The 22,306-nt window shown below is 43.8% G+C and carries 24 protein-coding genes; 5 read left to right on the top strand and 19 right to left on the bottom strand.

All coding sequences use genetic code 11. The features are described 5' to 3' along the window. Nucleotides 1-6: 6 nt before the first annotated feature. The 3 genes from G509_RS0117595 to G509_RS0117585 all read right to left on the bottom strand — a co-directional run bounded on the left by G509_RS0117595 (nucleotide 7) and on the right by G509_RS0117585 (nucleotide 1,250). Nucleotides 7-240 carry a hypothetical protein gene (locus tag G509_RS0117595; RefSeq protein WP_026992739.1) on the bottom strand — a complete coding sequence of 78 codons (234 nt, stop codon included), beginning with the start codon at nucleotides 238-240 and terminating at the stop codon, nucleotides 7-9. A gap of 10 nt (nucleotides 241-250) precedes the next feature. After that, entirely contained in the window at nucleotides 251-400 is a 150-nt protein-coding gene (locus G509_RS23465) for a hypothetical protein (protein ID WP_154657783.1), read from the bottom strand. Nucleotides 401-572: 172 nt separating this feature from the next. Continuing rightward, nucleotides 573-1,250, bottom strand: coding sequence for a hypothetical protein (locus G509_RS0117585; protein ID WP_026992738.1), 678 nt, complete (start codon nucleotides 1,248-1,250; stop codon nucleotides 573-575). Nucleotides 1,251-1,451: 201 nt separating this feature from the next. Between G509_RS0117585 and recA the strand changes: the two genes are divergently transcribed. From recA to G509_RS23005, 4 genes are all read left to right on the top strand, one after another. Further along, the gene (gene recA / locus G509_RS0117580; protein ID WP_026992737.1) at nucleotides 1,452-2,456 is read left to right on the top strand and encodes a recombinase RecA; all 1,005 of its coding nucleotides are present in this window, start codon (nucleotides 1,452-1,454) and stop codon (nucleotides 2,454-2,456) included. A gap of 123 nt (nucleotides 2,457-2,579) precedes the next feature. Further along, the gene (locus G509_RS0117575) at nucleotides 2,580-3,011 is read left to right on the top strand and encodes a hypothetical protein (RefSeq protein WP_026992736.1); all 432 of its coding nucleotides are present in this window, start codon (nucleotides 2,580-2,582) and stop codon (nucleotides 3,009-3,011) included. 19 nt (nucleotides 3,012-3,030) lie between these two features. After that, nucleotides 3,031-3,573, top strand: a complete 543-nt coding sequence (locus tag G509_RS0117570) for an RNA polymerase sigma factor (protein ID WP_026992735.1) — start codon at nucleotides 3,031-3,033, stop codon at nucleotides 3,571-3,573. Then, nucleotides 3,570-5,408: a hypothetical protein gene (locus G509_RS23005; RefSeq protein WP_051200355.1), complete on the top strand. Its 1,839-nt coding sequence runs from the start codon at nucleotides 3,570-3,572 to the stop codon at nucleotides 5,406-5,408. Before G509_RS0117570 ends, G509_RS23005 begins: the two co-directional genes overlap by 4 nt. A 52-nt stretch (nucleotides 5,409-5,460) precedes the next feature. On the opposite strand, the gene G509_RS0117560 is transcribed toward G509_RS23005, so the two are convergent. After that, a complete protein-coding gene (locus G509_RS0117560) occupies nucleotides 5,461-6,204 on the bottom strand; it encodes a lysophospholipid acyltransferase family protein (RefSeq protein ID WP_026992734.1) in 744 nt (247 codons plus the stop codon). 78 nt (nucleotides 6,205-6,282) lie between these two features. Here G509_RS0117560 and trpS point away from each other — a divergent pair, with 78 nt between their 5' ends. Continuing rightward, complete coding sequence (gene trpS / locus G509_RS0117555; protein ID WP_026992733.1) at nucleotides 6,283-7,254, top strand: tryptophan--tRNA ligase; 972 nt, start codon at nucleotides 6,283-6,285, stop codon at nucleotides 7,252-7,254. Nucleotides 7,255-7,563: 309 nt separating this feature from the next. Here trpS and G509_RS0117550 read toward each other — a convergent pair whose 3' ends face one another. From G509_RS0117550 to hemA, 15 genes are all read right to left on the bottom strand, one after another. Next, nucleotides 7,564-8,223: a 3-oxoacid CoA-transferase subunit B gene (locus tag G509_RS0117550; protein ID WP_026992732.1), complete on the bottom strand. Its 660-nt coding sequence runs from the start codon at nucleotides 8,221-8,223 to the stop codon at nucleotides 7,564-7,566. A 2-nt stretch (nucleotides 8,224-8,225) separates the two neighbouring features. Then, a complete protein-coding gene (locus tag G509_RS0117545; protein ID WP_026992731.1) occupies nucleotides 8,226-8,927 on the bottom strand; it encodes a CoA transferase subunit A in 702 nt (233 codons plus the stop codon). Nucleotides 8,928-8,994: 67 nt separating this feature from the next. Next, nucleotides 8,995-11,316 carry a penicillin-binding protein 1A gene (locus G509_RS0117540; RefSeq protein ID WP_026992730.1) on the bottom strand — a complete coding sequence of 774 codons (2,322 nt, stop codon included), beginning with the start codon at nucleotides 11,314-11,316 and terminating at the stop codon, nucleotides 8,995-8,997. Between the two features lie 9 nt (nucleotides 11,317-11,325). Then, nucleotides 11,326-11,817, bottom strand: coding sequence for a gliding motility lipoprotein GldH (locus G509_RS0117535; RefSeq protein ID WP_026992729.1), 492 nt, complete (start codon nucleotides 11,815-11,817; stop codon nucleotides 11,326-11,328). Further along, the gene (locus tag G509_RS0117530) at nucleotides 11,798-13,225 is read right to left on the bottom strand and encodes a PSP1 domain-containing protein (RefSeq protein ID WP_026992728.1); all 1,428 of its coding nucleotides are present in this window, start codon (nucleotides 13,223-13,225) and stop codon (nucleotides 11,798-11,800) included. The genes G509_RS0117535 and G509_RS0117530 overlap by 20 nt, the downstream gene beginning before the upstream one ends. 267 nt (nucleotides 13,226-13,492) lie before the next feature. Further along, nucleotides 13,493-13,900, bottom strand: a complete 408-nt coding sequence (locus tag G509_RS0117525; protein WP_026992727.1) for a c-type cytochrome — start codon at nucleotides 13,898-13,900, stop codon at nucleotides 13,493-13,495. A gap of 73 nt (nucleotides 13,901-13,973) precedes the next feature. Then, a complete protein-coding gene (gene hemB, locus G509_RS0117520) occupies nucleotides 13,974-14,951 on the bottom strand; it encodes a porphobilinogen synthase (RefSeq protein ID WP_026992726.1) in 978 nt (325 codons plus the stop codon). Nucleotides 14,952-15,126: 175 nt separating this feature from the next. Then, entirely contained in the window at nucleotides 15,127-16,077 is a 951-nt protein-coding gene (locus G509_RS0117515; protein ID WP_026992725.1) for a DUF4421 family protein, read from the bottom strand. Then, nucleotides 16,068-16,973, bottom strand: a complete 906-nt coding sequence (gene hemF, locus G509_RS0117510) for an oxygen-dependent coproporphyrinogen oxidase (RefSeq protein WP_026992724.1) — start codon at nucleotides 16,971-16,973, stop codon at nucleotides 16,068-16,070. Before hemF ends, G509_RS0117515 begins: the two co-directional genes overlap by 10 nt. Then, nucleotides 16,963-17,508 carry a GNAT family N-acetyltransferase gene (locus G509_RS0117505; RefSeq protein ID WP_035739298.1) on the bottom strand — a complete coding sequence of 182 codons (546 nt, stop codon included), beginning with the start codon at nucleotides 17,506-17,508 and terminating at the stop codon, nucleotides 16,963-16,965. Before G509_RS0117505 ends, hemF begins: the two co-directional genes overlap by 11 nt. A 58-nt stretch (nucleotides 17,509-17,566) precedes the next feature. Continuing rightward, nucleotides 17,567-17,935 (bottom strand): hypothetical protein, encoded by a 369-nt coding sequence (locus tag G509_RS0117500; RefSeq protein WP_026992722.1) that lies wholly within the window; start codon nucleotides 17,933-17,935, stop codon nucleotides 17,567-17,569. Nucleotides 17,936-18,016: 81 nt separating this feature from the next. Next, the gene (hemE, locus tag G509_RS0117495; protein WP_026992721.1) at nucleotides 18,017-19,042 is read right to left on the bottom strand and encodes a uroporphyrinogen decarboxylase; all 1,026 of its coding nucleotides are present in this window, start codon (nucleotides 19,040-19,042) and stop codon (nucleotides 18,017-18,019) included. Between the two features lie 217 nt (nucleotides 19,043-19,259). Continuing rightward, a complete protein-coding gene (locus G509_RS22425; protein WP_035739297.1) occupies nucleotides 19,260-19,955 on the bottom strand; it encodes a uroporphyrinogen-III synthase in 696 nt (231 codons plus the stop codon). Continuing rightward, nucleotides 19,955-20,875 carry a hydroxymethylbilane synthase gene (gene hemC / locus G509_RS0117485; protein ID WP_026992720.1) on the bottom strand — a complete coding sequence of 307 codons (921 nt, stop codon included), beginning with the start codon at nucleotides 20,873-20,875 and terminating at the stop codon, nucleotides 19,955-19,957. The genes G509_RS22425 and hemC overlap by 1 nt, the downstream gene beginning before the upstream one ends. Beyond that, nucleotides 20,872-22,128, bottom strand: a complete 1,257-nt coding sequence (gene hemA, locus G509_RS0117480) for a glutamyl-tRNA reductase (protein ID WP_026992719.1) — start codon at nucleotides 22,126-22,128, stop codon at nucleotides 20,872-20,874. Before hemA ends, hemC begins: the two co-directional genes overlap by 4 nt. Nucleotides 22,129-22,306: the final 178 nt, after the last annotated feature.

Genomic DNA, 22,306 nt, shown 5'->3' with positions numbered 1-22,306 from the left:
TAAGGATTAGCTGCTTTTCGATACCCTGCTGCTACGTATATCTTCAATAATTTCTTCGGCACTATTATCAGATTTAAAAGCACCAAAAGACTTACTGAACAACGTTTTTTCCTTTGTCAGGTCGGTTTTTATAGATTTGGTAAGCTTCGAGATAAGGTCAAGCTTATTACTTGCGCTCAGGTTATCCAATAGCCCAACGTAACCATCTATAATACTTGTATTTATTTCTGCTGATTTCATAGTAGCGAATTTACAAAAATTTTGATTTGGTTTTAATTTCAGCATTCACAAATTCAATGGCTTTTGTTTCAAATTTAGTTCTCTTTGCTGAGCCTGTTTTACCGTAATGCTTAGTAAGGTGGTCTTGAAAAGTTGTACAATTTTTGAGTTGTTTTTTCATAGTACTTAATTTGACGCAAACATTCAGGGCAAAATTCTAAATCATCTTCTGATAGTAACCTGCCGTTTTTAATATCATCCTCGCTTATAGTGAACATTTTGATTTGTTCTGACTTAAGTTTTAGTTCTTTCATTACTTAAAATTTAACCAATAATTTATTATACAATATAGTTTAAGGCATCACTTTTACTGGTAATTTATTTGATTTGATGTCACCATGATACACTTTAATGTTATTAGCCTTAAGCGTTTTTAATATATCTCGTGGAAGAACATCTTTGTACCTGGTCGAATCGCTGAACATCGAAACCGTAGCTTTATAATGCTTGTTTTTATCCAGAGTTATTAATCCAACCCTTACAGCTTCATACCCAACAGCCTTATTTATATTTAAAGGATATTCAAAATAAATAGTTTCTCCCGAATAAATAAAAAAATTCTTAAACCCAACTTGTCGGTAATAATCAACTGGATACTCATACCCAAGGCTTTTTTCATATAGCATCGCGTTTTTCAATAGTAAATAATATGCATCTGACGCTTCATCACCACCGGTGAAATGACCGTGGTTATACTTAATTTCTGTATTATCACGGTTATAAATTCTGAGATTAACACCGTCTGAATATACTGCAGTTTCGCAAATCTTACCATCATGACAATTATTATTGATATAATAATGATCGTCAGAATTGTTTGTAATAGAGAATTTAATAATATTTACATATTCACCATTTTCATCAGAAGATGCAATAATGGTGTCGTTCTCTACCGTCAGTTCTAAACCGCCTTCGCTCTTTTTACAGCCAACTATAATAAGAACAGCAAATAATAAGATAATTTTTTTCATAACACTTTCGATTGCAACACCGCTGGAAAACAGAAATTTTTTGAACTCATAGGAAACGTCAATTCAACTAAAGATAATATCATTACATTATAAATCTACAAAATAATATAACAGAAAAAAATAATTGTTTTATAAGATTATTTTCTTACTTTTGCTCTAACAAAAAAAGAATTACTTTTACTCAAAATATACTAAGCAATCATGAGCGGAGAAAAAGAGGCTAAACTAAAAGCATTACAGCTTACGCTGGACAAATTAGACAAAGCTTACGGTAAAGGTACCGTAATGAAACTGGGCGACCGCGCCGTTGAAGAGGTAGAATCGATACCGTCGGGCTCGCTGGGCGTAGACCTTGCCCTTGGCGTTAACGGCTACCCACGCGGCAGGATAATAGAAATATATGGCCCGGAATCGTCGGGTAAAACAACACTTACGTTACACGCTATTGCCGAAGCCCAAAAGGCCGGCGGTATTGCGGCTTTTATAGATGCTGAGCATGCTTTTGACCGTAGCTATGCCGAAAAACTGGGCGTAGATGTAGAGAACCTTATTATATCGCAGCCCGATAATGGTGAGCAGGCACTGGAAATTGCCGAAAACCTTATTCGCTCCGGAGCTATAGATATTGTGGTAATCGATTCGGTTGCGGCACTTACGCCAAAAAGCGAGATAGAGGGCGAAATGGGCGACTCTAAAATGGGTCTTCACGCACGTCTTATGTCGCAAGCCCTTCGTAAACTTACCGGTACTATTAGCAAGACTAACTGTACGGTTTTCTTTATCAACCAGCTGCGCGAAAAAATTGGTGTTATGTTTGGTAACCCGGAGACTACTACGGGTGGTAACGCACTTAAATTTTACGCATCGGTACGTATCGATATCCGTAGGTCGGCGCAAATTAAAGACGGCGAAAATGTAATTGGTAACCGTACCAAGGTTAAAATTGTTAAAAATAAAGTGGCACCGCCGTTTAAAACAGCCGAATTCGACATTATGTATGGCGAGGGTGTTAGCAAAACAGGCGAGATATTAGACCTTGCCGTAGAGTTTGAAATTATCAAAAAATCGGGCTCGTGGTTTAGCTACGGCGACACCAAACTGGGCCAGGGCCGCGATGCGGTTAAGAACCTGATAAAGGATAACCCGGAAATGGCTGAAGAGCTGGAACTTAAAATAAAAGACGTTATTAAAGAAAATATGTCTTAAAAAACTAAACCCGATTAATTTCGGGTTTTTTTATGCTAAATTTATACTGCTTGTACGCAACCTTTAGCCCCTTGCTGCATCTAAGGGTATACAAGGAGATTTATATTTATTTTGAAACGATTTATGAAAAAGCTTTTATTGCTGCTCACTATCCTTTTTACCCTGGCTTCGTGCTCGTTAGATAACGAGAACACGAACAGCAATTTTCATGTGGAGTTTGTGCCTGTTACCAACGTAGAGCTGCCTGATTATGTTATACCGGGCTACACCTACCCCCTTAAATTGTATTACAGCAGGCCTACAGATTGCTACGTGTTTGATGGCTTTGCGTACGAAATTGATAAAAACAATGCCCGCGTTGTGGCACTGCAGTTTAATGTTTTTGAACAAGATGACTGTGCACCTGTAGAAACCCTGGTGCCAGAGGTTGCCACACTTACGTTTGAGTGCCCCCCGGTATCTATAGACACTGTTTATACCTTTAAATTTTATGTGGGTACAGATGCTAACGGCAACCAGCAGTTTTTAGAAAAAAGGGTACCAATTGCACAGTAATAACAAATAATGGGAACCATTGGGGTTAGAGCAACTCATAAAAGATTGTCAGGACAACAGCATTAAGGCACAAGAGCAGTTATACCGCCTGTTTGCCCCAAAACTGTTTGCGGTGTGCTTAAAGTACAGCCGCAACCGCGCCGATGCCGAAGACAACCTTCAGGATGGTTTCCTGCTTATATTTAGAAAAATAGGCCAGTACCGGTTTCAGGGCTCGTTTGAGGGCTGGGCCAAAAGGGTAATGGTAAACAACGTACTTCAAAAGTACCGCACAGAGGGCATCTTTGAAATAGTTAGCGAAAACCTGCCCGAAGAGGCAGAGGTAGAAATTGAGGCCGACGATATTAGCATGGAGTACCTTATGGCTATCATTCAGCAATTGCCGGATAGGTACCGTATGGTTTTTAACCTTTATGTTATAGACGGTTACTCGCATAAAGAAATTGCAGAGATGCTAAGCATTACAGATGGCACCTCTAAATCTAACCTTGCCCGCGCAAGGATGATACTTAAAGAAAAAATAGACACCCGACAGGGCAATAGCATACCCACGGCAAAATGAGTGAGAAAAAAAACATAGACAGGCTTTTTCAGGAAAAGTTTAAGGACTTTGAAGCCGCCCCCCCCGAGTTTGTATGGGATAACATACGGGAGGCGCTCGAGGAAAAGAAAAAGAAAAGGGTTATACCTATCTGGATACGATTATCTGGTGTGGCCGCCCTGCTTATAATTGGCTTATTAGCTGGCCTTCAAATTATGAGCGGCATAAACCCTAACGATAACCCCGTGGTTATACAGAGCCCCGTGGCACAGCCTAACCAGCCGTTACAAATAACGCCTTCTAAAAATCCCATACCTAACGGAGACAGCATTAGCGATAGTACCAACAGCATAAATACCAACCCTGTAAACAGTGCCCTGGTTACTACCGATGGCAATGCTTTGGAAAATTCAGGTACCGGCAACACCGGCACTCCATCATCTAAAAACACGATACAGAATAGCACTAACCCAACAGGATCATCATCTGCAACAGCAACAAACCCATCGGCTTTCCGTAATAAAAATAATACCGTGGCGGGTGGCAGTAACCGCAATGGTGGTAATGCTTCCAACAAAAATAACGGTGCTAATAAAAACGCTAAGGCATCTAAATACCTAACCAACCCGGCAACGGGCGTAGCTGAAAACGCATCAGGATCGAATAATAATAAAGGTAATAATGCTACTAACGGCATTATTAAACAAGGAGGCATCACTAACACTACTTCTGCTGTAGCAGATGCCGGTACAGCATCACAATCTAAAAGTGGTACTAACAGACAGGGTGGTAGTAGCAATAGTACTTCTGCTGTAGCAGACAATAGTAAATCGCAATCTGAAACAAACAGCACAGGTAATGTACCGCAGAATAATAATAACACTGCCAATACAGGTATTGCCGCAACAAATACTACTGGTAACAATAGTAACAACGTTAATAACAGCACCGTTACCCCACAGCAAAACGCTATAGACAAAACAATTCCGTTAAACGAACAGGCTGTTGCCGAAACCCCTGTAGACACCACCGCAGCTGCTCCCGAAAACGAGCTTGAAAAACTGCTTCAGGAAAAACTTAACGGCGAAAAAGAAAATAAAGGCACCGACCTTGCCGAAGGCAACACTTCTAAATGGAAGGTAAAACCGCAAGTAGCCCCGGTATTTTACAGCTCTATGTCGCAGGGTTCGCCTATAGACGGGCAGTTTGCAAACAATAGCAAAAGCTACGAGAACGACTTAAGCTATGGCCTTGGCGTAAACTATGCGGTTAACAAAAGGCTGTCCATCCGCTCTGGCGTAAACACCTTAAACCTTAATTACGCTACACAGGGTGTTGAGTTTTACGCATCGCTTAATGGTGCAACAAATAATATCAATGCCAGAAATAGTAACGCCACCATTGTGGTGCAAAACCAAAACAGTAAACCGGGTGGCAACACTGCCTCGTCGCCAATTGCGCTTTTTGCCGATCAGCTGCCGCAGGAAACCTTTAATGGCTCTATGGTACAGTCTACGGGCTATGTAGAGGTGCCTGTAGAATTATCGTACGCCTTGCTCAATAAAAAGTTTGGTATCGATATTATTGGTGGGGTAAGCACCCTTTTTCTTAACGATAACAACGTAAGCGTAATTTCTAACCAGGGACTAACAACCAGCGTGGGCGAAGCACAAAATTTAAATAACGTACACTTTAGTACCAACGTGGGTATTGGCTTTAAATACAAGTTTTTTAAAGCTTTCGAGGCCAACTTCGAACCCATGTTTAAGTACCAGGTAAATACCTATAGCAGGGATAACGGCAACTTTAAGCCTTATTTTATTGGTCTTTATTCCGGCATCAGTTTTAGTTTTTAGGCTTGTTGGTTAGCCTATAGTTAAGTGTAAAAGCGCTCCTTAAGGGGCGCTTTTATTTTGTATAAAACTTTAAAAGCTGATGGTAAATAATCTGCCTCGTTTTATCCCTAAGGTCTTTTTTATCATCCAGCGTTAAGCCCTCGGTGGGTATAAAGTGGTGTACTTTAGCACGCATCCTGCCGGGGCTGCCACTAAAAAAGTCGAACGAAAAACGCTTTTTATTGTCGGCAAACGTCATGGGTACCACCGGTATCTGGTGCTCTATTGCAAGGCGAAAGGCACCATCTTTAAACTCGTCTAACAGCACATTGGCATCGTCGGTAACGCCACCTTCCGGAAAAATACAAATACTCAGCCCCTGGTTTAAACGTGCCTGTGCGCGCTTAAAAACCTCAAACCGGCTTTTAGAGCTGCTGCGGTCTACCAGTATACAGGTGCGCTTGTAAAAAAACCCAAAGATGGGAATTTTAGCCAGCTCCTTCTTCCCCACAAAAACAAAAGGATTTTTGCAGGCCACAAGCATCAGCATAATATCGGTCATGCTCGCGTGGTTGGCCACCAGCATGTAGCTCTTGCCTTTTTCTATTTGCTGTTCGCGCTCTATGGTGTAGTAAAAGCCCATGCCAAACAGTATGATCTTAGCCCAGATACGGGCTATAAAAAAAAATAGGGGGTAGGTTTTTTCAGAAATTATAGAAATTACCAGTATAGGGCTCAGTACAATTATGGGCACACCCATAAGTATGTAAAACCAAACCCGCCATAATGCCCATAAAATATACTTTACTGCTTTCATATAAGCTCAAATGTAAGAATTCAATCTTTATGTTTCTGGCAAAACCATTACCTTTGTTTAAATTTCAACAGTATTTAAATGGCAAAAATTTTAACGGGCATCCAAAGCACCGGAACCCCCCACCTGGGCAACCTTTTAGGAGCCCTGCTGCCGGCTATAGAAATGGCCAATAAACCCGAGAATGAATCGTTTCTTTTTATAGCCGACCTGCATTCTGCCACGCAGATTAAGGATGGCAAAACCCTGCGCGAAAACACCTATAGCGTTGCTGCAACCTGGCTGGCATGCGGACTTGATATTAATAAAGTAGTATTTTACCGCCAGAGCGATGTGCCGCAAACCGCCGAACTGTCGTGGTACCTTAGCTGCTTTTTTCCGTTTCAGCGCTTAACATTGGCTCATTCTTTTAAAGATAAGGCTGATAGGTTAGACGATGTTAACGCCGGACTGTTTACGTACCCGATGCTTATGGCGGCTGATATTCTGTTATATGATGCCGAGTTTGTACCTGTGGGTAAAGACCAGATGCAGCATATTGAAATTACCCGCGATGTGGCATCACGCTTTAACCACCAGATGGGCGAAACGTTTGTATTGCCCGAAGGCATTAGCAGCGAAGAAACCAAAATTGTTCCCGGTACCGATGGCGAGAAGATGAGCAAATCGCGCAATAACTTTATAAACATCTTTTTAGATGATAAGGCGCTGCGCAAACAGGTTATGGCCATACAAACCGACAGCACGGCGCTGGAAGATCCTAAAGACCCGGAAACCGATAATGTATTTGCGCTGTACAAGCTACTGGCAACGCCCGAGGAGACCGAAGCCATGCGTGCCAACTACCTTGGCGGCAACTACGGTTACGGGCATGCAAAACAGGCTTTGTTTGAACTGATTACCGAGACTTTTAAAACCGAACGCGAAAAATACAATTACTACATTAACAACCTGCACGAGGTAGATGCCCTGCTTAAGGTGGGTGCCCAAAAAGCATCGGCTGTGGCTAACGGCGTACTGGCAAGGGTTAGAGAGAAAATGGGTTACGAGTAGATTTTTGAGTTTACAGTCGCAGTTTTCAGAAAGTAACCTCTTATAAAATATTTAATATCTGAAAATATATAAAAGCCCCGAATTCGTATTGAATTTGGGGCTTTTTGTTGTCTGATCCGTAACTATATATAGAAACTTTCTTTACGCACCGTCTTCGCGAGGCACGAAGCGATCCCATAATTTATGTAGTATCCATCGCTGGCGCGAGCGTCTTGCTCATGCCTATTATATAGAAATCTGTACGTGCAAGACGCTCGCACATGCGGGGGCCTTAAAAAGACGCATTCAATGCGTCTCTACCCGAACATCTTAATCAATTACCATTTCCGGAATTTCGCCTTCAATAATCAGGTTACCTTCGGTGGCTTTAATAATATCTTCTACGGTAACACCGGGAGCGCGCTCCAGCAGCTTAAAACCTTCGGGTACAATTTCAAGAACGGCAAGCTCCGTCACCACTTTTTTAACGCAGCCTACGCCGGTTAGGGGTAAAGAGCAACGCTTTAAAAGTTTCGATTCGCCTGCTTTGTTTACGTGCATCATGGCTACAATGATGTTCTCGGCACTGGCTACAAGGTCCATAGCGCCGCCCATGCCCTTTACCATTTTGCCCGGAATTTTCCAGTTGGCAATATCGCCGTTCTCCGCCACTTCCATAGCCCCAAGAATAGTAAGGTCTACGTGCTGCCCGCGGATCATGCCAAAGCTTAGCGCCGAATCAAAAAATGAGGCGCCCGGCAATGTGGTTATGGTTTGCTTACCGGCGTTAATAACATCGGCGTCTTCTTCTCCCTCAAACGGAAACGGACCCATGCCCAGCACACCGTTCTCACTCTGAAATTCCACACTTATATCGTCGCGTACATAATTGGCAACCAGGGTAGGTATACCAATACCCAGGTTAACAAAATATCCGTCTTTAACTTCTTTTGCTATTCTTTTTGCAATCCCTATTTTATCTAATCCCATGATTAACTACGTTTTCTGGTTGTTCTTTGCTCAATGCGTTTCTCGTAGGTAGTTCCCTGAAAAATTCTTTTTACAAAAATTCCGGGAATGTGGATCTGGTTCGGGTCTAACGTACCTGCAGGAACAAGTTCTTCTACCTCGGCAACGGTAATGGTAGCAGCACCGGCCATGCACGAGTTAAAATTTCGCGCCGTACCCTTAAAAATAAGGTTACCGGCTTCGTCACCTTTCCATGCTTTAACGATTGCGAAATCGGCTTTGTAAGCCTCTTCCATAATGTGCATCTTACCATTAAACTCGCGGGCCTCTTTACCTTCGGCAATTTCGGTACCATAGCCGGCAGGTGTATAAAAGGCAGGGATACCCGCTTGTGCAGCACGGCATTTTTCGGCCAGGGTGCCCTGTGGGGTAAGCTCTACATCAAGCTCGCCGCTAAGCATCTGGCGTTCAAATTCGGCGTTTTCACCCACGTACGATGAAATCATTTTCTTAATCTGCTTTTTTTCCAGCAGCAGGCCAAGGCCAAAACCATCAACCCCTGCGTTGTTAGAAATACAGGTAAGGTCGGTCACGCCTTTGGCAACCAGTTCGGCTATACTGTTCTCGGGTATGCCGCACAGGCCAAAACCGCCCAGCATAATGGTCATACCATCTTTTATATCGCTTAGCGCATCGCTAACGTTATTCACTTTTTTATTAATCATACAATTAATTTTACTTTTCGCGTATAAATATATAAAAAAACACCTTCAATCGAAGGTGTTTTTAGTATTAAAATGCGAATTCGTCGCCTATGTCTAAACTGTCTACCACAGTGGTGTCTTTAACCTTGGGCTTGTAGCAGTCTACCTTAATGGAGAGGTTTGCCGGCCTTTCAAATGGTTTTTCTGAAACCTTAAACACCATACTATCGTCATCATAACATTTTCTCATGTAAATACCCCATATTGGCAGTGCCATTGTAGCACCCTGGCCGTAAATAAGGCCTTTAAAGTGCGCCGACCTATCCTCGTTACCTACCCAAATACCGGTGGCAAGATTGGGTACCATGCCTACAAACCAACCATCGCTCTGGTTTTGTGTAGTACCGGTTTTACCCGCAATAGGGTTAATAATTTTGTACGGATAGCCCGTCATACGGTTGTAGCCTGAGCCACCGCCGCCGCCCCATTTAAGCCTGGCGCCAGATCCGGTTTCGGTAACGCCTTCTAACAGCTTAACCACGGCATAAGCAATATCTTTACTCAGTACTTCTTTCATTTCCGGTGTATTGTGGTATAAAACCACACCGTTTTTGTCTTCAATTTTAGTAATAACGGTAGGTTTTACATACATACCCTGGTTGGCAAAGGCGCTGTAAGCCCCAACCATATCGCTTACGGTAATTTCTACTGCACCAAGTGCAATAGCGGGCTGCTCCGGTATTTTAGAGGTTACACCCAGCTTGTGGGTAAGGTCTACCACGGCCTTAGGGCCCACCCTGTCTATAAGTTTAGCCGATACCGTATTTATGGAGTTGGCAAGTGCCTGTTTGTAAGTAACCGCCCCCCTAAATTGGCCGTTAGAGTTTTGCGGGTGCCAGTCGGCGTCAATACCATATTTGCCTTTAGGCATGCTAAAAGGCTCATCTATAATAGAGTCGCATGGCGATATGTGCAGCTGTTCTATAGCCGTTGCATACACAAACGGCTTAAAAGTAGAACCTACCTGCCTTGCGCCCTGCTGTACGTGGTCGTACTGAAAGTGCTTGTAGTTAATACCGCCCACCCATGCCTTTACATAACCACTTTGCGGCTCCATGCTCAATACACCGGTTTGTAAAAAGTGTTTGTAGTAGCGAATAGAGTCCAGCGGGGTCATTATAGTATCGCGTTCGCCTTTCCAGGTAAACACGGTCATTTCTGTTTTCTTTTTAAACGATGCTATAATCTCGTCATCGCTTTTATCCTGAAGACTTAATATCCTCCAGCGCTCAGAGTTGCGCATGGCCCTGTCTAATATTTTATCGGTCTCGGCCTTAGATATATTTACAAACGGGGCATTGGTGTTTTTTTTCTGCTGAATAAAAAATTCTTCCTGTAGGTTGGCAAGGTGGTCGTGTACCGCTTCTTCGGCATACTGCTGCATGCGCGAGTCTATGGTGGTATAGATCTTTAAACCATCGCGGTAAATATCATACTCAGTACCGTCTTCTTTAGGGTTGTCTTTAACCCATTTATCCATAAAGCCCCTTAGGTACTCCCTAAAATAGGTAGCAATACCTTCTTTATGGCTTTCCGGCGAAAAATGAAGCACCACAGGCTCTTTAGCCAGTTTTTCTTTCTCAGCTTCTTCAAGAACACCGTTTTTAACCATCTGGTGTAAAACAGTATTACGGCGGTTAAACACCAATTCTTTTTTAGAAGCTCTGTTAGGGTTGTAGTACGATGGGTTTTTAAGCATACCCACTAAAACCGCAGCTTCTTCTACCTTAAGGTCTTTAGGCTCTTTGCCAAAATATATTTTTGAAGCCGAACGTATACCCACAGCATTGTTAACAAAGTCTACTGTGTTAAGGTACATGGCTATAATTTCTTCTTTAGTGTACTGGCGCTCAAGGCGGATGGCAATAATCCACTCCTTAACCTTTTGCACTACACGCATTATAATGTTTTTAGAACCCTCGCCGTGAAAAAGGTTTTTTGCCAGCTGCTGTGTAATAGTACTGGCACCACCGCTGGTACCAAGGCTTACTACAGCACGAAGGGTACCTCTGCCATCGATACCGGAGTGATCGTAAAAACGCTCATCTTCGGTAGATACCAGTGCATCTACAAGGTATTTAGGCAAATCGGCATACTTAACTGGTGTACGGTTTTCCAGGTAAAATTTACCAAGGGTTTTACCATCTGCCGATATAATTTCTGTAGCCTGGTTAGAGTTTGGATTTTCCAGCTGCTCAAAATCGGGCATTTTACCAAAAACACCCCATGAGGCCAAAAGGAAAAACAGGATGATCGAGAAAAAGCCAATGCCAACTATCTTCCAAAATTTTCTTACATAGCCGGAATATTCCGATTTTGCTGTTGTATTGCTGTTCTTATTTACTGCCATAATACTCTTTTATTCTTTTGTTTCAATCCTTAAACCCACTTCGGTAACGCCATCCAGCTCCTGCACACCGGTAACCTTGCCTGCCTGCCTTACGGCCTGCTGTATGCTAACGGTATATTTGCCCGCTTTAGGAAAGCTTACATTTTCTTTATACCAAAGCTTGCTCTCTTTAACATCGCTAAAGCCTTCGCCCATAAGGGTACCATCGGCGTTAGCCATTTGGTACTCCAGTGTGTCTACCTTAACCAGTTTGGTGCCGGGCTGCTGCATTTGCACTATTAAAAACAGGTTGTTGTACGGGTAGTTTTTATTGTTGCGCATAGTTACAAACATGTTGTAATGCGATACCGTATCTTTTTGCTCAAAGCCAAAAGATACCACAGTGTCTTTATTCCACGTGCCGTCAAACTCTTTATAATCGTCAAAAAACCGCTGTTTGTCGCAAGAGCAACATAAAACCAGCAGCGCTAACGCCAAAAGGCTATTTTTTATCTTTACCATTTCTATCGCCTGGTGGATTTTGATTTGGGTTTGGATTCGGGTTTCTCTTCTTATTGTTATTAAAATTTCTTTTGCCACCTGCACTGCTGCCATTGCCCGCATTTGCCGGACCCTGGCCCTGTTGCGGCTGGCCTTCTTTTTGGCCTTGCGGCTGTACTGCCGGCCTTGGTGGCCTGTTGCCTTCTACCGGTTTAGCGCCGGTGTTGGGGGTAATAACCATTTTTGCTTTTGGTGCACCGCTTGTGGCAGGAGCAGCGTCTGTAGCAACTTTGGCCTTGTTTTTATTGTTTGGCCTTTTTTTGTTCGATTTTTTAGGCGCATCAAAACGCGTAAGGCTGTCCTGGCCCACGGCATTCTGGAAGTTTTTCTCCGGAGCATCGTCTGCCGCTTCAACAGCATAATCTTCTAACGATGTTACACGCTCTTTTAGTTTGTTAAGCGCCATCATTTCTTTAACCTGTGCTGCCTCTATAACATGCCAATGGGCCATATCGTTAGTGTAAGCAAACCACATAATACCTTTAAAAATGTCTATTTTCTGGCAAAAAGCATCACCTTTTTCAGTATATATCTTGGTATCCATATCGGGCAGGCCTTTAAGGGCATCCAGATAGGTATCTAACTCATAATTAAGGCAGCATTTAAGCTTACCGCACTGGCCGGCCAGTTTTTGCGGATTAAGCGATAGCTGCTGGTAACGCGCTGCACTGGTGTTAACGCTCCTAAAATCGGTAAGCCAGGTGCTGCAGCACAGTTCTCGGCCGCAAGAGCCAATGCCACCAAGGCGCGATGCCTCCTGGCGAAAGCCCACCTGTTTCATTTCGATACGGATGCTAAACTCGCGTGCAAAATCTTTAATAAGCTGCCTAAAGTCTACACGGTCGTTGGCGGTGTAGTAAAAAGTAGCCTTAGAGCCGTCTCCCTGGTATTCGATATCCGATATCTTCATCTCAAGGTTTAGGCGAATGGCAATTTCCCGGGCTACCACCTTCATAGGCTCTTCTTTAGCACGGGCATCACTCCAAATGTCTATATCTTTTTGCGTTGCTTTGCGGTATATTTTACCAAGCTCTGCATTAGGCTTAACGCCCTTTTTCTTCATTTGTATCTTAACAAGCTCGCCTGTAAGGGTAACAATACCAATATCATGCCCCGGAGCCGATTCTGCGGCAACAATGTCGCCAATGCTCAGGGTAACTTTTTCAGAATTGCGGTAAAATTCTTTACGGCCGTTTTTAAAACGCACCTCTACAGCGTCAAAAGGCGCTTCGCCTCCGGGCAGGCTCATGTTTGCTAACCAGTCAAAAACCGTTAGCTTATTGCAGCTATCGGTACCGCAGGTCCCGTTATTTTTACATCCTCTCGGGGTGCCGTCTTTGGATCCCGTAGAACAGTTGGTACATGCCATATTTTATGTAGTATATATATAGATCGTGGCTAAGCCACTACGATTCTAATGTTAGTAAAACGTTTTGGGGGTAAAGATAGTATTTTTTTGTGTGATTGGTGCAACTGCCCCCTAAGCACCCATAGTGCGGGGGTATATTGCGCTGCCGCAGATGGCTTGTAATTGGCTATTGTTTCTGTTACTTATGATAAAAGAAACAATAGCGTTACTGTAGAGTGGATGAAATTAGGGTACCATTTATCCCTTAGGGGGAAAATGCCGGGCAATTTATTTGCCGAAGCTGTACATGTAGGCCTCTACGCCTTTAAGCTCTTCATCGGTAAAGGTTTTGGTAAGGATAAGGTTAGTGCGCATGGTTTCAAACATCTCCGGGTCTACAATAGGTTCTTCGTTCCCTTTAAGAAAGCTAACCATATTGCCCTTTTTTGCTTTGTAGATGTTTGCAATTTCCTGAATGCTTGGGCCTATAACCTTTTGGTCGGGCTTATGGCAGGAGTAGCAGTTGCCCTTGCCATCAAAAATTTCCTGGCCCAGTTTAGCTTCGGGGCTCAGGTTGGCAACATCGCCTTCGGCAACGGCAGCATCGCCGGCTTGTTGGTATGTGGGTTGGTTTTTTTCTTCCTGCTTGCACGAAAAAAGCGACAGGGCAACTAATAATGTTGGTAAGTGTTTCATAGTGTGTTATGATGACGGTTCGCACTTTGAATGTGCTTCGACAAGCTCAGCATGAGATTCAAAGTGCGGCCCGCTATTTATTCAAAATAATCGCGGCTTCTTTTGCAAAGTAAGTAGAAATTATGCTGGCACCGGCACGTTTAATACAGTAAAGTTGCTCCATCATAACCTTATCATGGTCCAGCCAGCCCTTTTCGGCAGCAGCCTTAACCATAGCATATTCGCCACTAACCTGGTATACCGCTACAGGAACATTTACCGCGTTTTTAACCTCGCGAACAATGTCAAGATACGCCATGCCGGGTTTTACCATAACAATATCCGCACCTTCCTCTACATCGTGCAGCGCCTCTTTAATGGCCTCAATACGGTTGGCATAATCCATCTGGTAGGTTTTTTTGTCGCCAAAACCGGGCGCGCTGTCCAGTGCATCGCGAAACGGACCGTAAAATGCCGATGCATATTTGGCGCTGTAGCTCATAATGCCTACATCGTGGTGGCCGCTTTCTTCCAGCGCTTTACGAATGGCGTATACACGGCCGTCCATCATATCGCTGGGTGCCACAAAATCGGCACCGGCTTCGGCATGGCTCACGCTCATGCGCGTAAGGGCATCTACCGTGGCATCGTTAATAATAAGGCCGTTCTCTACAATACCGTCGTGCCCGTGTATAGAGTACGGGTCCAGAGCCACATCGGGCATTACAATCATGCCCGGCACGGCATCTTTAATGGCGCGAATGGTTTGCTGCATCAGCCCATCTTTATTCCAGGCCTCTTTACCGGCGTTGTCTTTTAGTTTATCGTCTACCTTTACGTAAATGTTTACGGCTTTAATGCCCAGGCTCCAAAGCTCTTTAACCTCTTTAACCGTAAGGTCTAAAGAACGGCGAAATAAACCCGGCATAGAGCCAAGGGGCACTTCTACACCCTTGCCTTCGGCTACAAACATGGGGAACATAAAATCGTTAGGGCTTATGGTGGTTTCGCGGACTAATGATCGGATAGATTCGTTAGTGCGAAGGCGTCTGTTTCTGTGTATTGGGTACATTTTTTTTGTTTTTAGTTGACAGTTAACGGTTTTTAGTTAGTTTGTAATGTTGTTGCTGTCAAGTTAATTTATTATATGGGTATTGTTTTTTGATTCATTTTTGTGTTTTTTCCGTCAACCGTCAACCGTCAACCGTCAACCGTCAACCGTCAACCGTCAACCGTCAACTGCCAACTTAAAACTTTACTTTTCCCTCTATCTTTTTTCGTTCTTTCTCCAAAAACCCCGGAGGGTCGAACCTGTAGCCTGCAAATATCGTGGTATAGCCAATGGCGTCTCCCATAGCTACATCACTTTCGGTTTGGTGGCTAAAGAATAAGGTGCGGATATTCATGCCGCAAAAAAAGCGCTCGCCGCTATAACCGGGTGCCAGTTGCAGCGATCCGTTAATGAGGAGCGAAGTGGTGGTACCGTCATCTACCGTAGTGGTAAAACCTGCCCCTAACGAACCACCGGCCGACAGCATAAAATTTTTGGCAATAACCCAGTTGTAATAATAAGCGGGTGCCAGGGCTACATCTATAAAATAGGCATTGCTGCCAAAGCCTTCTTGCTTTTTGCCGTTAAACTCGGTGTAATAGTAGGACAGCGTAGGGGCAAAGCTGCCGGCACTCTTTAGCTGTTTCGCATTTTGAAAAGCCGTAGCGTTAAACGAAAAATTTTTATTGAAGAAATAAGCGGTGCTGCCGCCAATTTTAATGGTTTTTAAATTTTGGAGGTACACATTTGCACCGGCGCTTTCCAGGGTTATGCCTTTTTGGTAATACAGGTCTAAATGCTGCATCCACTGCTTGGGGAAAAAATTAAAGCTAAAGGATGTCATTTTCGACTCCTTATCGTTATCCTGATTGTCTTTAAAAAATTTAGGGGCAAAGCCAAGGCTAAACGATATAATATCGTACTGCACGGCAACACCTAACGTGGTTTTTGCATTGGGTGTAAGGTCTACCACAGTATTATCCTGCGTGTAGTTTAGCGTAAAGCTGTTGGCCGTATTAAGCACAAAAGCCTGCACGGCAAGGTTGTTATCAAACACTTTATAATAGGCAGTAGCGGTGCTGTCGGGTTGCGCGGTGCATATTCCCGAAGCCAAAACTGCTGCTATTGTAAACTGTTTTATACCCATGCCGCCAACGGATTTTCTAATACGTTTATTAATCGTGCCTCTTCGCTACCCGCTTCCGGGTGATGGTCGTACACCCACTGCACATGCGGCGGAAGGCTCATTAAAATGCTCTCGATGCGGCCATTGGTCTTTAAACCGAAAAGCGTGCCTTTATCATGCACTAAGTTAAATTCTACATAGCGGCCACGGCGAATTTCCTGCCAGGTACGGTTTTGCGGTGTGTATTCAATGTGCTTGCGGCGCTCTACAATGGGCACATAGGCCTCAAGGAAACTATTGCCGACCTCCGTTACAAAACCGAACCAGTTGTCCATGCTAAAATCATCGGTGGCTTTGCAATGGTCAAAAAACAGGCCGCCAATACCGCGGGCTTCGTTGCGGTGGGCATTCCAAAAATATTCATCGCACTGCTTTTTAAATTTCGGATAAAATTCTGGGTTGTGCTTATCGCAGGCTGTTTTACAGGTTTGATGAAAGTGCGTGGCATCTTCATCAAACAGATAATAGGGCGTTAGGTCCTGCCCGCCGCCAAACCAGCTGTTTACCACATTGCCCTGCTTGTCGTACATTTCGAAATAACGCCAGTTGGCGTGCACCGTTGGCACAAACGGATTAACCGGATGCAACACAAGGCTTAACCCGCACGCAAAAAAATCAACATCGCCTACATTAAAATACGCCTGCATAGCCGTGGGCAGCGGCCCATGAACGGCAGATATGTTTACCCCGCCTTTTTCGAACACGGCACCATTTTCTATAACGCGTGTACGCCCGCCACCGCCCTCGGGGCGTTGCCAGATGTCTTCTTTAAAGGTAGCGGTACCGTCGGCTTTTTCAAGGCCAGCGGTTATGGTATCCTGTAACGATTGTATGTAGTTGTAAAACTTATCTTTCATTATTGTAATCTTTTTTCAACAGCCCGAAGTACATAATGTCTTCAAACAGGCCCTGGCCGTTCATAAATTCTTCGCGCAAAATACCCTCCTGTATAAAGCCGTGTTTGGTGGCTACGCGTTGGCTGGCGGCATTTATAAGCGAGGTGCAAATGGTAATTTTGTTCATTTGCAGTGGCCCAAAACAATAGTTCAGCGCATGGGTAACCGATGCAGATATAATGCCCCGGCCCTCAAAATCTTTATCTACAAAATAGCCCAGCTCGCATTTGGCAATATCGGTATTGATGTTTTTAACCACCACATAACCAATAAGGTTGCTGCTTTTAGTATCTCTAACATAAAAATAATAATTCTCTGTCCAGATCTGGTTGTCTATGGCCTGGCTTATAAAATTTTTGGTGCTCTCTAAATCTATACAGCCACGAAGCGTAACGGGAAATGTTTTACAGATATGCTCCCTGTTTCGGTCTATAAGATCATAGAATTCTTCCGGCAGTATCTGTGCAATGGTTTCTATTTTCCAGGGTGCAGTCATATTGTAGTCGATTAAGGCTGATATTGTGTTATTGTGCGTTAAAGAATGGGGGGCGACTTTACTTATTTAAACTGTTTATCTTGGCAAAAATCTCAAACGAAAACATTTTGCTTTCCTGCTGAATAAAATTATAAAGCGCCACTGCTTTTTCTTTAAGAGGCTCAAGTCCCGCTTTCGCGGAAAGCGAAGCCACAATATCGGCAAACAATTCCATATTAGCCCAATCCATGTGATACTTTAGCAGGTACTCATTAAGTTCCTGATAGCTCATGGTAACTAAAACATCTAAAGACAAGCCTAACTTTTGCAGTAGCTGCGCCGCATTGTATTCGTTCCAGTTATCGGGCACAAAAGTTAGTGCCGTTAACTGCTTAAGCACATTGTTTATGCGTTCGTTCTCCTCGTCCCGTAGTCCTTTTGTAAGCATATTTTAGTTTACTGTTTACAGTTTTAAGTTTACAGTTGTGTGTGGCGTAGCTATTGTTAACTGTAAACTTAAAACTGTAAACTATTTGTACTCTTTAACAGCATCTATAAATGCCTTGGCATGGTCTACCGGAATGTTAGGCAGTATACCGTGGCCTAAATTTACAATATAATTGTCTTTGCCAAACTCGTCTATCATTTGGTGTACCATTTTTTTAATGGTAGGTATTGGCGATAGCAGCCTGCTTGGGTCGAAATTACCCTGTAGGGTAATGCGCCCGCCCGAAAGGTAACGCGCGTTGCGTGCGCTGCACGTCCAGTCTACCCCAAGTGCCGATGCCTTGCTCTGTGCCATATCGCCAAGGGCAAACCAGCAGCCTTTACCAAACACAATAACATGGGTTTCGGGAGCAAGTGCCTCTACGATCTGGTTAATGTATTTCCATGAAAATTCCTGATAATCTACCGGGCTAAGCATACCGCCCCAGCTATCAAACACCTGTACGGCATTAACGCCGGCTTTTACTTTTTCTTTAAGATAGGCTATGGTGGTATCGGTTATTTTTTGAAGCAATACGTGGGCTGCCTCCGGGTGCGAAAAGCAGAAACCTTTTGCAGTATCAAAGCTTTTAGAGCCTTTGCCCTCTACAGCATAACAAAAAATAGTCCACGGCGAGCCGGCAAAACCTATCAGCGGCACCTCGTCGTTAAGCATTTCTTTGGTAAGCTTTATGGCATCCATTACGTAGCCTAACGTTTCGTGAATGTCCGGAACAATTACACGCTCTACATCCTGCGGGGTGCGGATGGGGTTGGGCAAAAACGGACCTACACTTTCTTTCATAAGCACCTCTATGCCCATAGCCTGTGGCACTACCAATATATCGCTGAATAATATGGCAGCATCCGGGCCCACTATACGAATGGGCTGAACCGTAATTTCGGCAGCAAGTTCCGGTGTCTGGCAACGGGTAAAAAAGTCGTATTTATCGCGCAGTGCCCTAAATTCGGGTAAATAGCGGCCTGCCTGGCGCATCATCCACACCGGTGGGCGTTCTACGGGTTCGTTACGTAATGCTTTTAAAAAAAGGTCATTTTTTATGCTCATATTCTTTTGTTTGTTTGCCACGAATTACACTAATGGCACTAATTTAATTTCTTATCACAACAATTTATCCGGACGGCTGTCATTGCGGGCGAAGTGCAACGGAGCGCGGCAATCTTTTTTAGTCGCACTATGTTATGTGAGATTACTTCGTCAATTCGGGCAAAGCCCTTGGGTGCGTCGTGACTCCTGCCAATGACTAACGTTATTTTGTATCTGTTTATTCTTTGTGTTTCTTTGTGCCTTCTTCGTGGCCCTTTGCAAAATAATTCCTTACCTGCACTATAACATTCTCTACACTTGGCTTGTTAGCCACTACTATATTATTGGTGATGCCATTAAGTGCTGCTGCGGTGGTAGCCCCAATGCAAAAGCACGTTTGGGTTGTTATGCTATTCTCCAGTAAATAACTCTCAATACCCGACGGGCTAAAAAACAGCAGGCCGTCTAAAGGTGCTTTTATGTGCTGAGGTTGCAATACGGTTTCGTAAACCTGTACCTCGTTAAAGGTTACCCCGGCTGTTGCCAAAGCATTGGGCAGGGTATCTTTGCGTAGGTTGCCCGAAAAGAACGTAAAGCTTTCGTCCGCAAATTGATTTATTATAATTTCTGCAAGGGCCTGTGCATCATCGGCGTAAGCCATTACTGTAAAGCCTGCCTGCTCTATTATGGCTTTTGTAACGCTGCCCACGCAAAAAACGTTACTGCCTGCAAACAACCCGCTTAGTTTATTGGCCAAAAAGCTTTTAAAGGCATTCTGGCTGGTAAATATAAGGTTATGGTTTATGGTATTTATAGCAAAAGCTTTGGCGTGTACGGTAATAAAGTCGGCCTCCAGAACCGATAGCCCCGCGTTAAGCAAATACTGCTTTTGGTTGGGCTGCAGTTTTTTGGTAGATAGTACACGCGCTGCCATTACTTTTTAAGCTGGCTTTTTATCTGTTCCATTAATTCGGTACCACCATTTTGCAGAATTTCTTCGGCGCAGGCGTTACCAAAATTGGCAATGTCATCATTTAGGGCTACTACTTTTTCTATGTGCAGTTTCTCGCTGCCATCTATAGACAGCAGTACACCCTCAAACCTAATTTCATCATCAATATACGTTGCCAGAGCACCAATAGGGGCGGTACAGCCACCCTCCAGCTTTTTAAGAAACTGGCGCTCTATAAAGGTAGCTAATTCTGTTGGTTTGTGGTTAAGCTGTGCCAGGGCTTCGCGGCAAAAAGGGTCGTTTTCCATAGCAACTACCACCATAGCACCCTGTGCGGGAGCGGGAATCATCCAGTCCAGCATTATGTGGTTGGTTGGCGTAAGGTTAATACGCTCCAGGCCGGCAGCGGCAAAAACAGCGCCTTCCCAGTCGTTATCTTCAAGTTTTTTAAGTCGGGTATTTACGTTACCGCGCAAGTCTACCACGTTGTGGTTGGGGTAGCGGTTAAGCCATTGCGCCTGCCTGCGAAGGCTGCCGGTGGCAATAGTGGCGGCATCGGTAAAAAAGTTGGTGTTGCCTTTGTGTACCAGTATATCGCGAGAGTCGGCACGCTCTAAAACGGCGGCCTGCACAATACCCTTAGGCAGGGCAGTAGGTACATCTTTCATAGAGTGTACGGCAATATCTACCTCGCCACGAATCATGGCAATATCCAGCGTTTTGGTAAAAATGCCGGTAATGCCCAGTTCGTACAACGGCACATCTAAAATAAGGTCGCCGGTAGATTTTACGGCAACAATTTCTGTAGCATATCCCAGGTCGTTAAGCTTTTTCTCTACGGTATGGGCCTGCCACAGGGCAAGCTCGCTATCGCGGGTGCCTATCCTTATGGTTTTAATCATTTTACGGGATTTTCTATCCTAAATACTTTTTCTATCCACTCAATGCTCTCGTCTACCATAGTATCGCGGTCTTTAAGATGGTTGGCAAAATGAGTGGTAATTTTATGAATAATGCGCTGGCTTATAATTTCGGCCTGCTCTTCATCAAAATTAGTTATTTTTTTGCGCTGAAAGTTGAGCTCGTTGTCTTTAATGGTATTTAGTTTTTCTTTAAGCGCATTAATGGTAGGGGCAAATTTACGGGCGTTGGTCCAGTCTGTAAATTCTTCAAGGGCCTCTTCTATAATGGCCTCAGCAGCCGGAATGTGCAGTTTGCGGTTTTCCAGGGTGCTGTCGGTAATTTTACTAAGGTCGTCTAAATGTATCACGGTCACGTTTGGCAAATCCAGTACGTTGGCATGCACATTTTTAGGTACCGATAAGTCTAATATAAGCAGGGGCTTATCCAGCACCAGTATATCTTTATCTATAGTAGGCATTTGCGCACCGGTAGCCACCACAAGCACATCGGCCTTTGGCACTTCCAACGGAAGCAAATCGTAATCTTTAACCACAAGGTTAAATTTACCGGCTACTTTCTCTGCCTTTTCGCGGGTACGGTTAATCAGCACAATATGGTCGTTCTTGGTGTGCTTAACCAAATTTTCGCAGGTGTTGCGGCCAATTTTGCCTGTACCAAAAAGCAGTATGTTTTTATTTTGAAGGTCCTGCACATTATTCATAATGTACTGTACCGATGCAAATGATACCGATGTTGCACCACTGCTCAGTTCGGTTTCGTTCTTAACACGTTTGCTGGCCTGTATAACGCTGTTTACCAAGCGCTCTATAAAGTTGTTGGCCAGCCCGTGGTTTTTAGATTCGGTAAAGCTTAGTTTTATCTGGCTGATGATTTCAAAGTCGCCCAGTATCTGGCTGTCCAGCCCGGTGCCCACGCGAAACACATGGTTAATGGCCTCGTTATTTTTATATACAAAAGCAGCACGCTGAAATTCTTCAACACTGCCGCGGCTGTTATCGCAAAGTAATTTTATAAGCTGAAAAGGGTGCTGTGCAAAGCCATAGATCTCGGTACGGTTACAGGTGCTGGTAACAATAAGACTGGTAATGCCCTCCTGCTTTGCCTGCTGTAATACCGCCTCTTTGCCTGCTGCGTCTAAACTAAACTTTCCCCTGGTCTCGGCATCAGCTTTCCTGTAGCTTAATCCTACTGCATAAAAATACTGGTGCCTCGACATGTTGTTATGATCCATATACACTTCTCCTAAAAGTTCACAAAATTATAACTATACCCTTTTAAAAAGTAACGCTGTAAGTCCTATTTGTGTCGCTGTGGGATATTTTGGCCTTTAAGCGTTGTTTTTTGCTTAAATACGCTAAATTTGCAATGAAATCAACACATTGCGAAATTACAGTTTAGAACTATTCTAA

The sequence above is a fragment of the Flavobacterium subsaxonicum WB 4.1-42 = DSM 21790 genome, assembly GCF_000422725.1.
Taxonomy (GTDB): domain Bacteria; phylum Bacteroidota; class Bacteroidia; order Flavobacteriales; family Flavobacteriaceae; genus Flavobacterium; species Flavobacterium subsaxonicum.
This window is presented reverse-complemented; position numbering and strand designations above follow the sequence as displayed.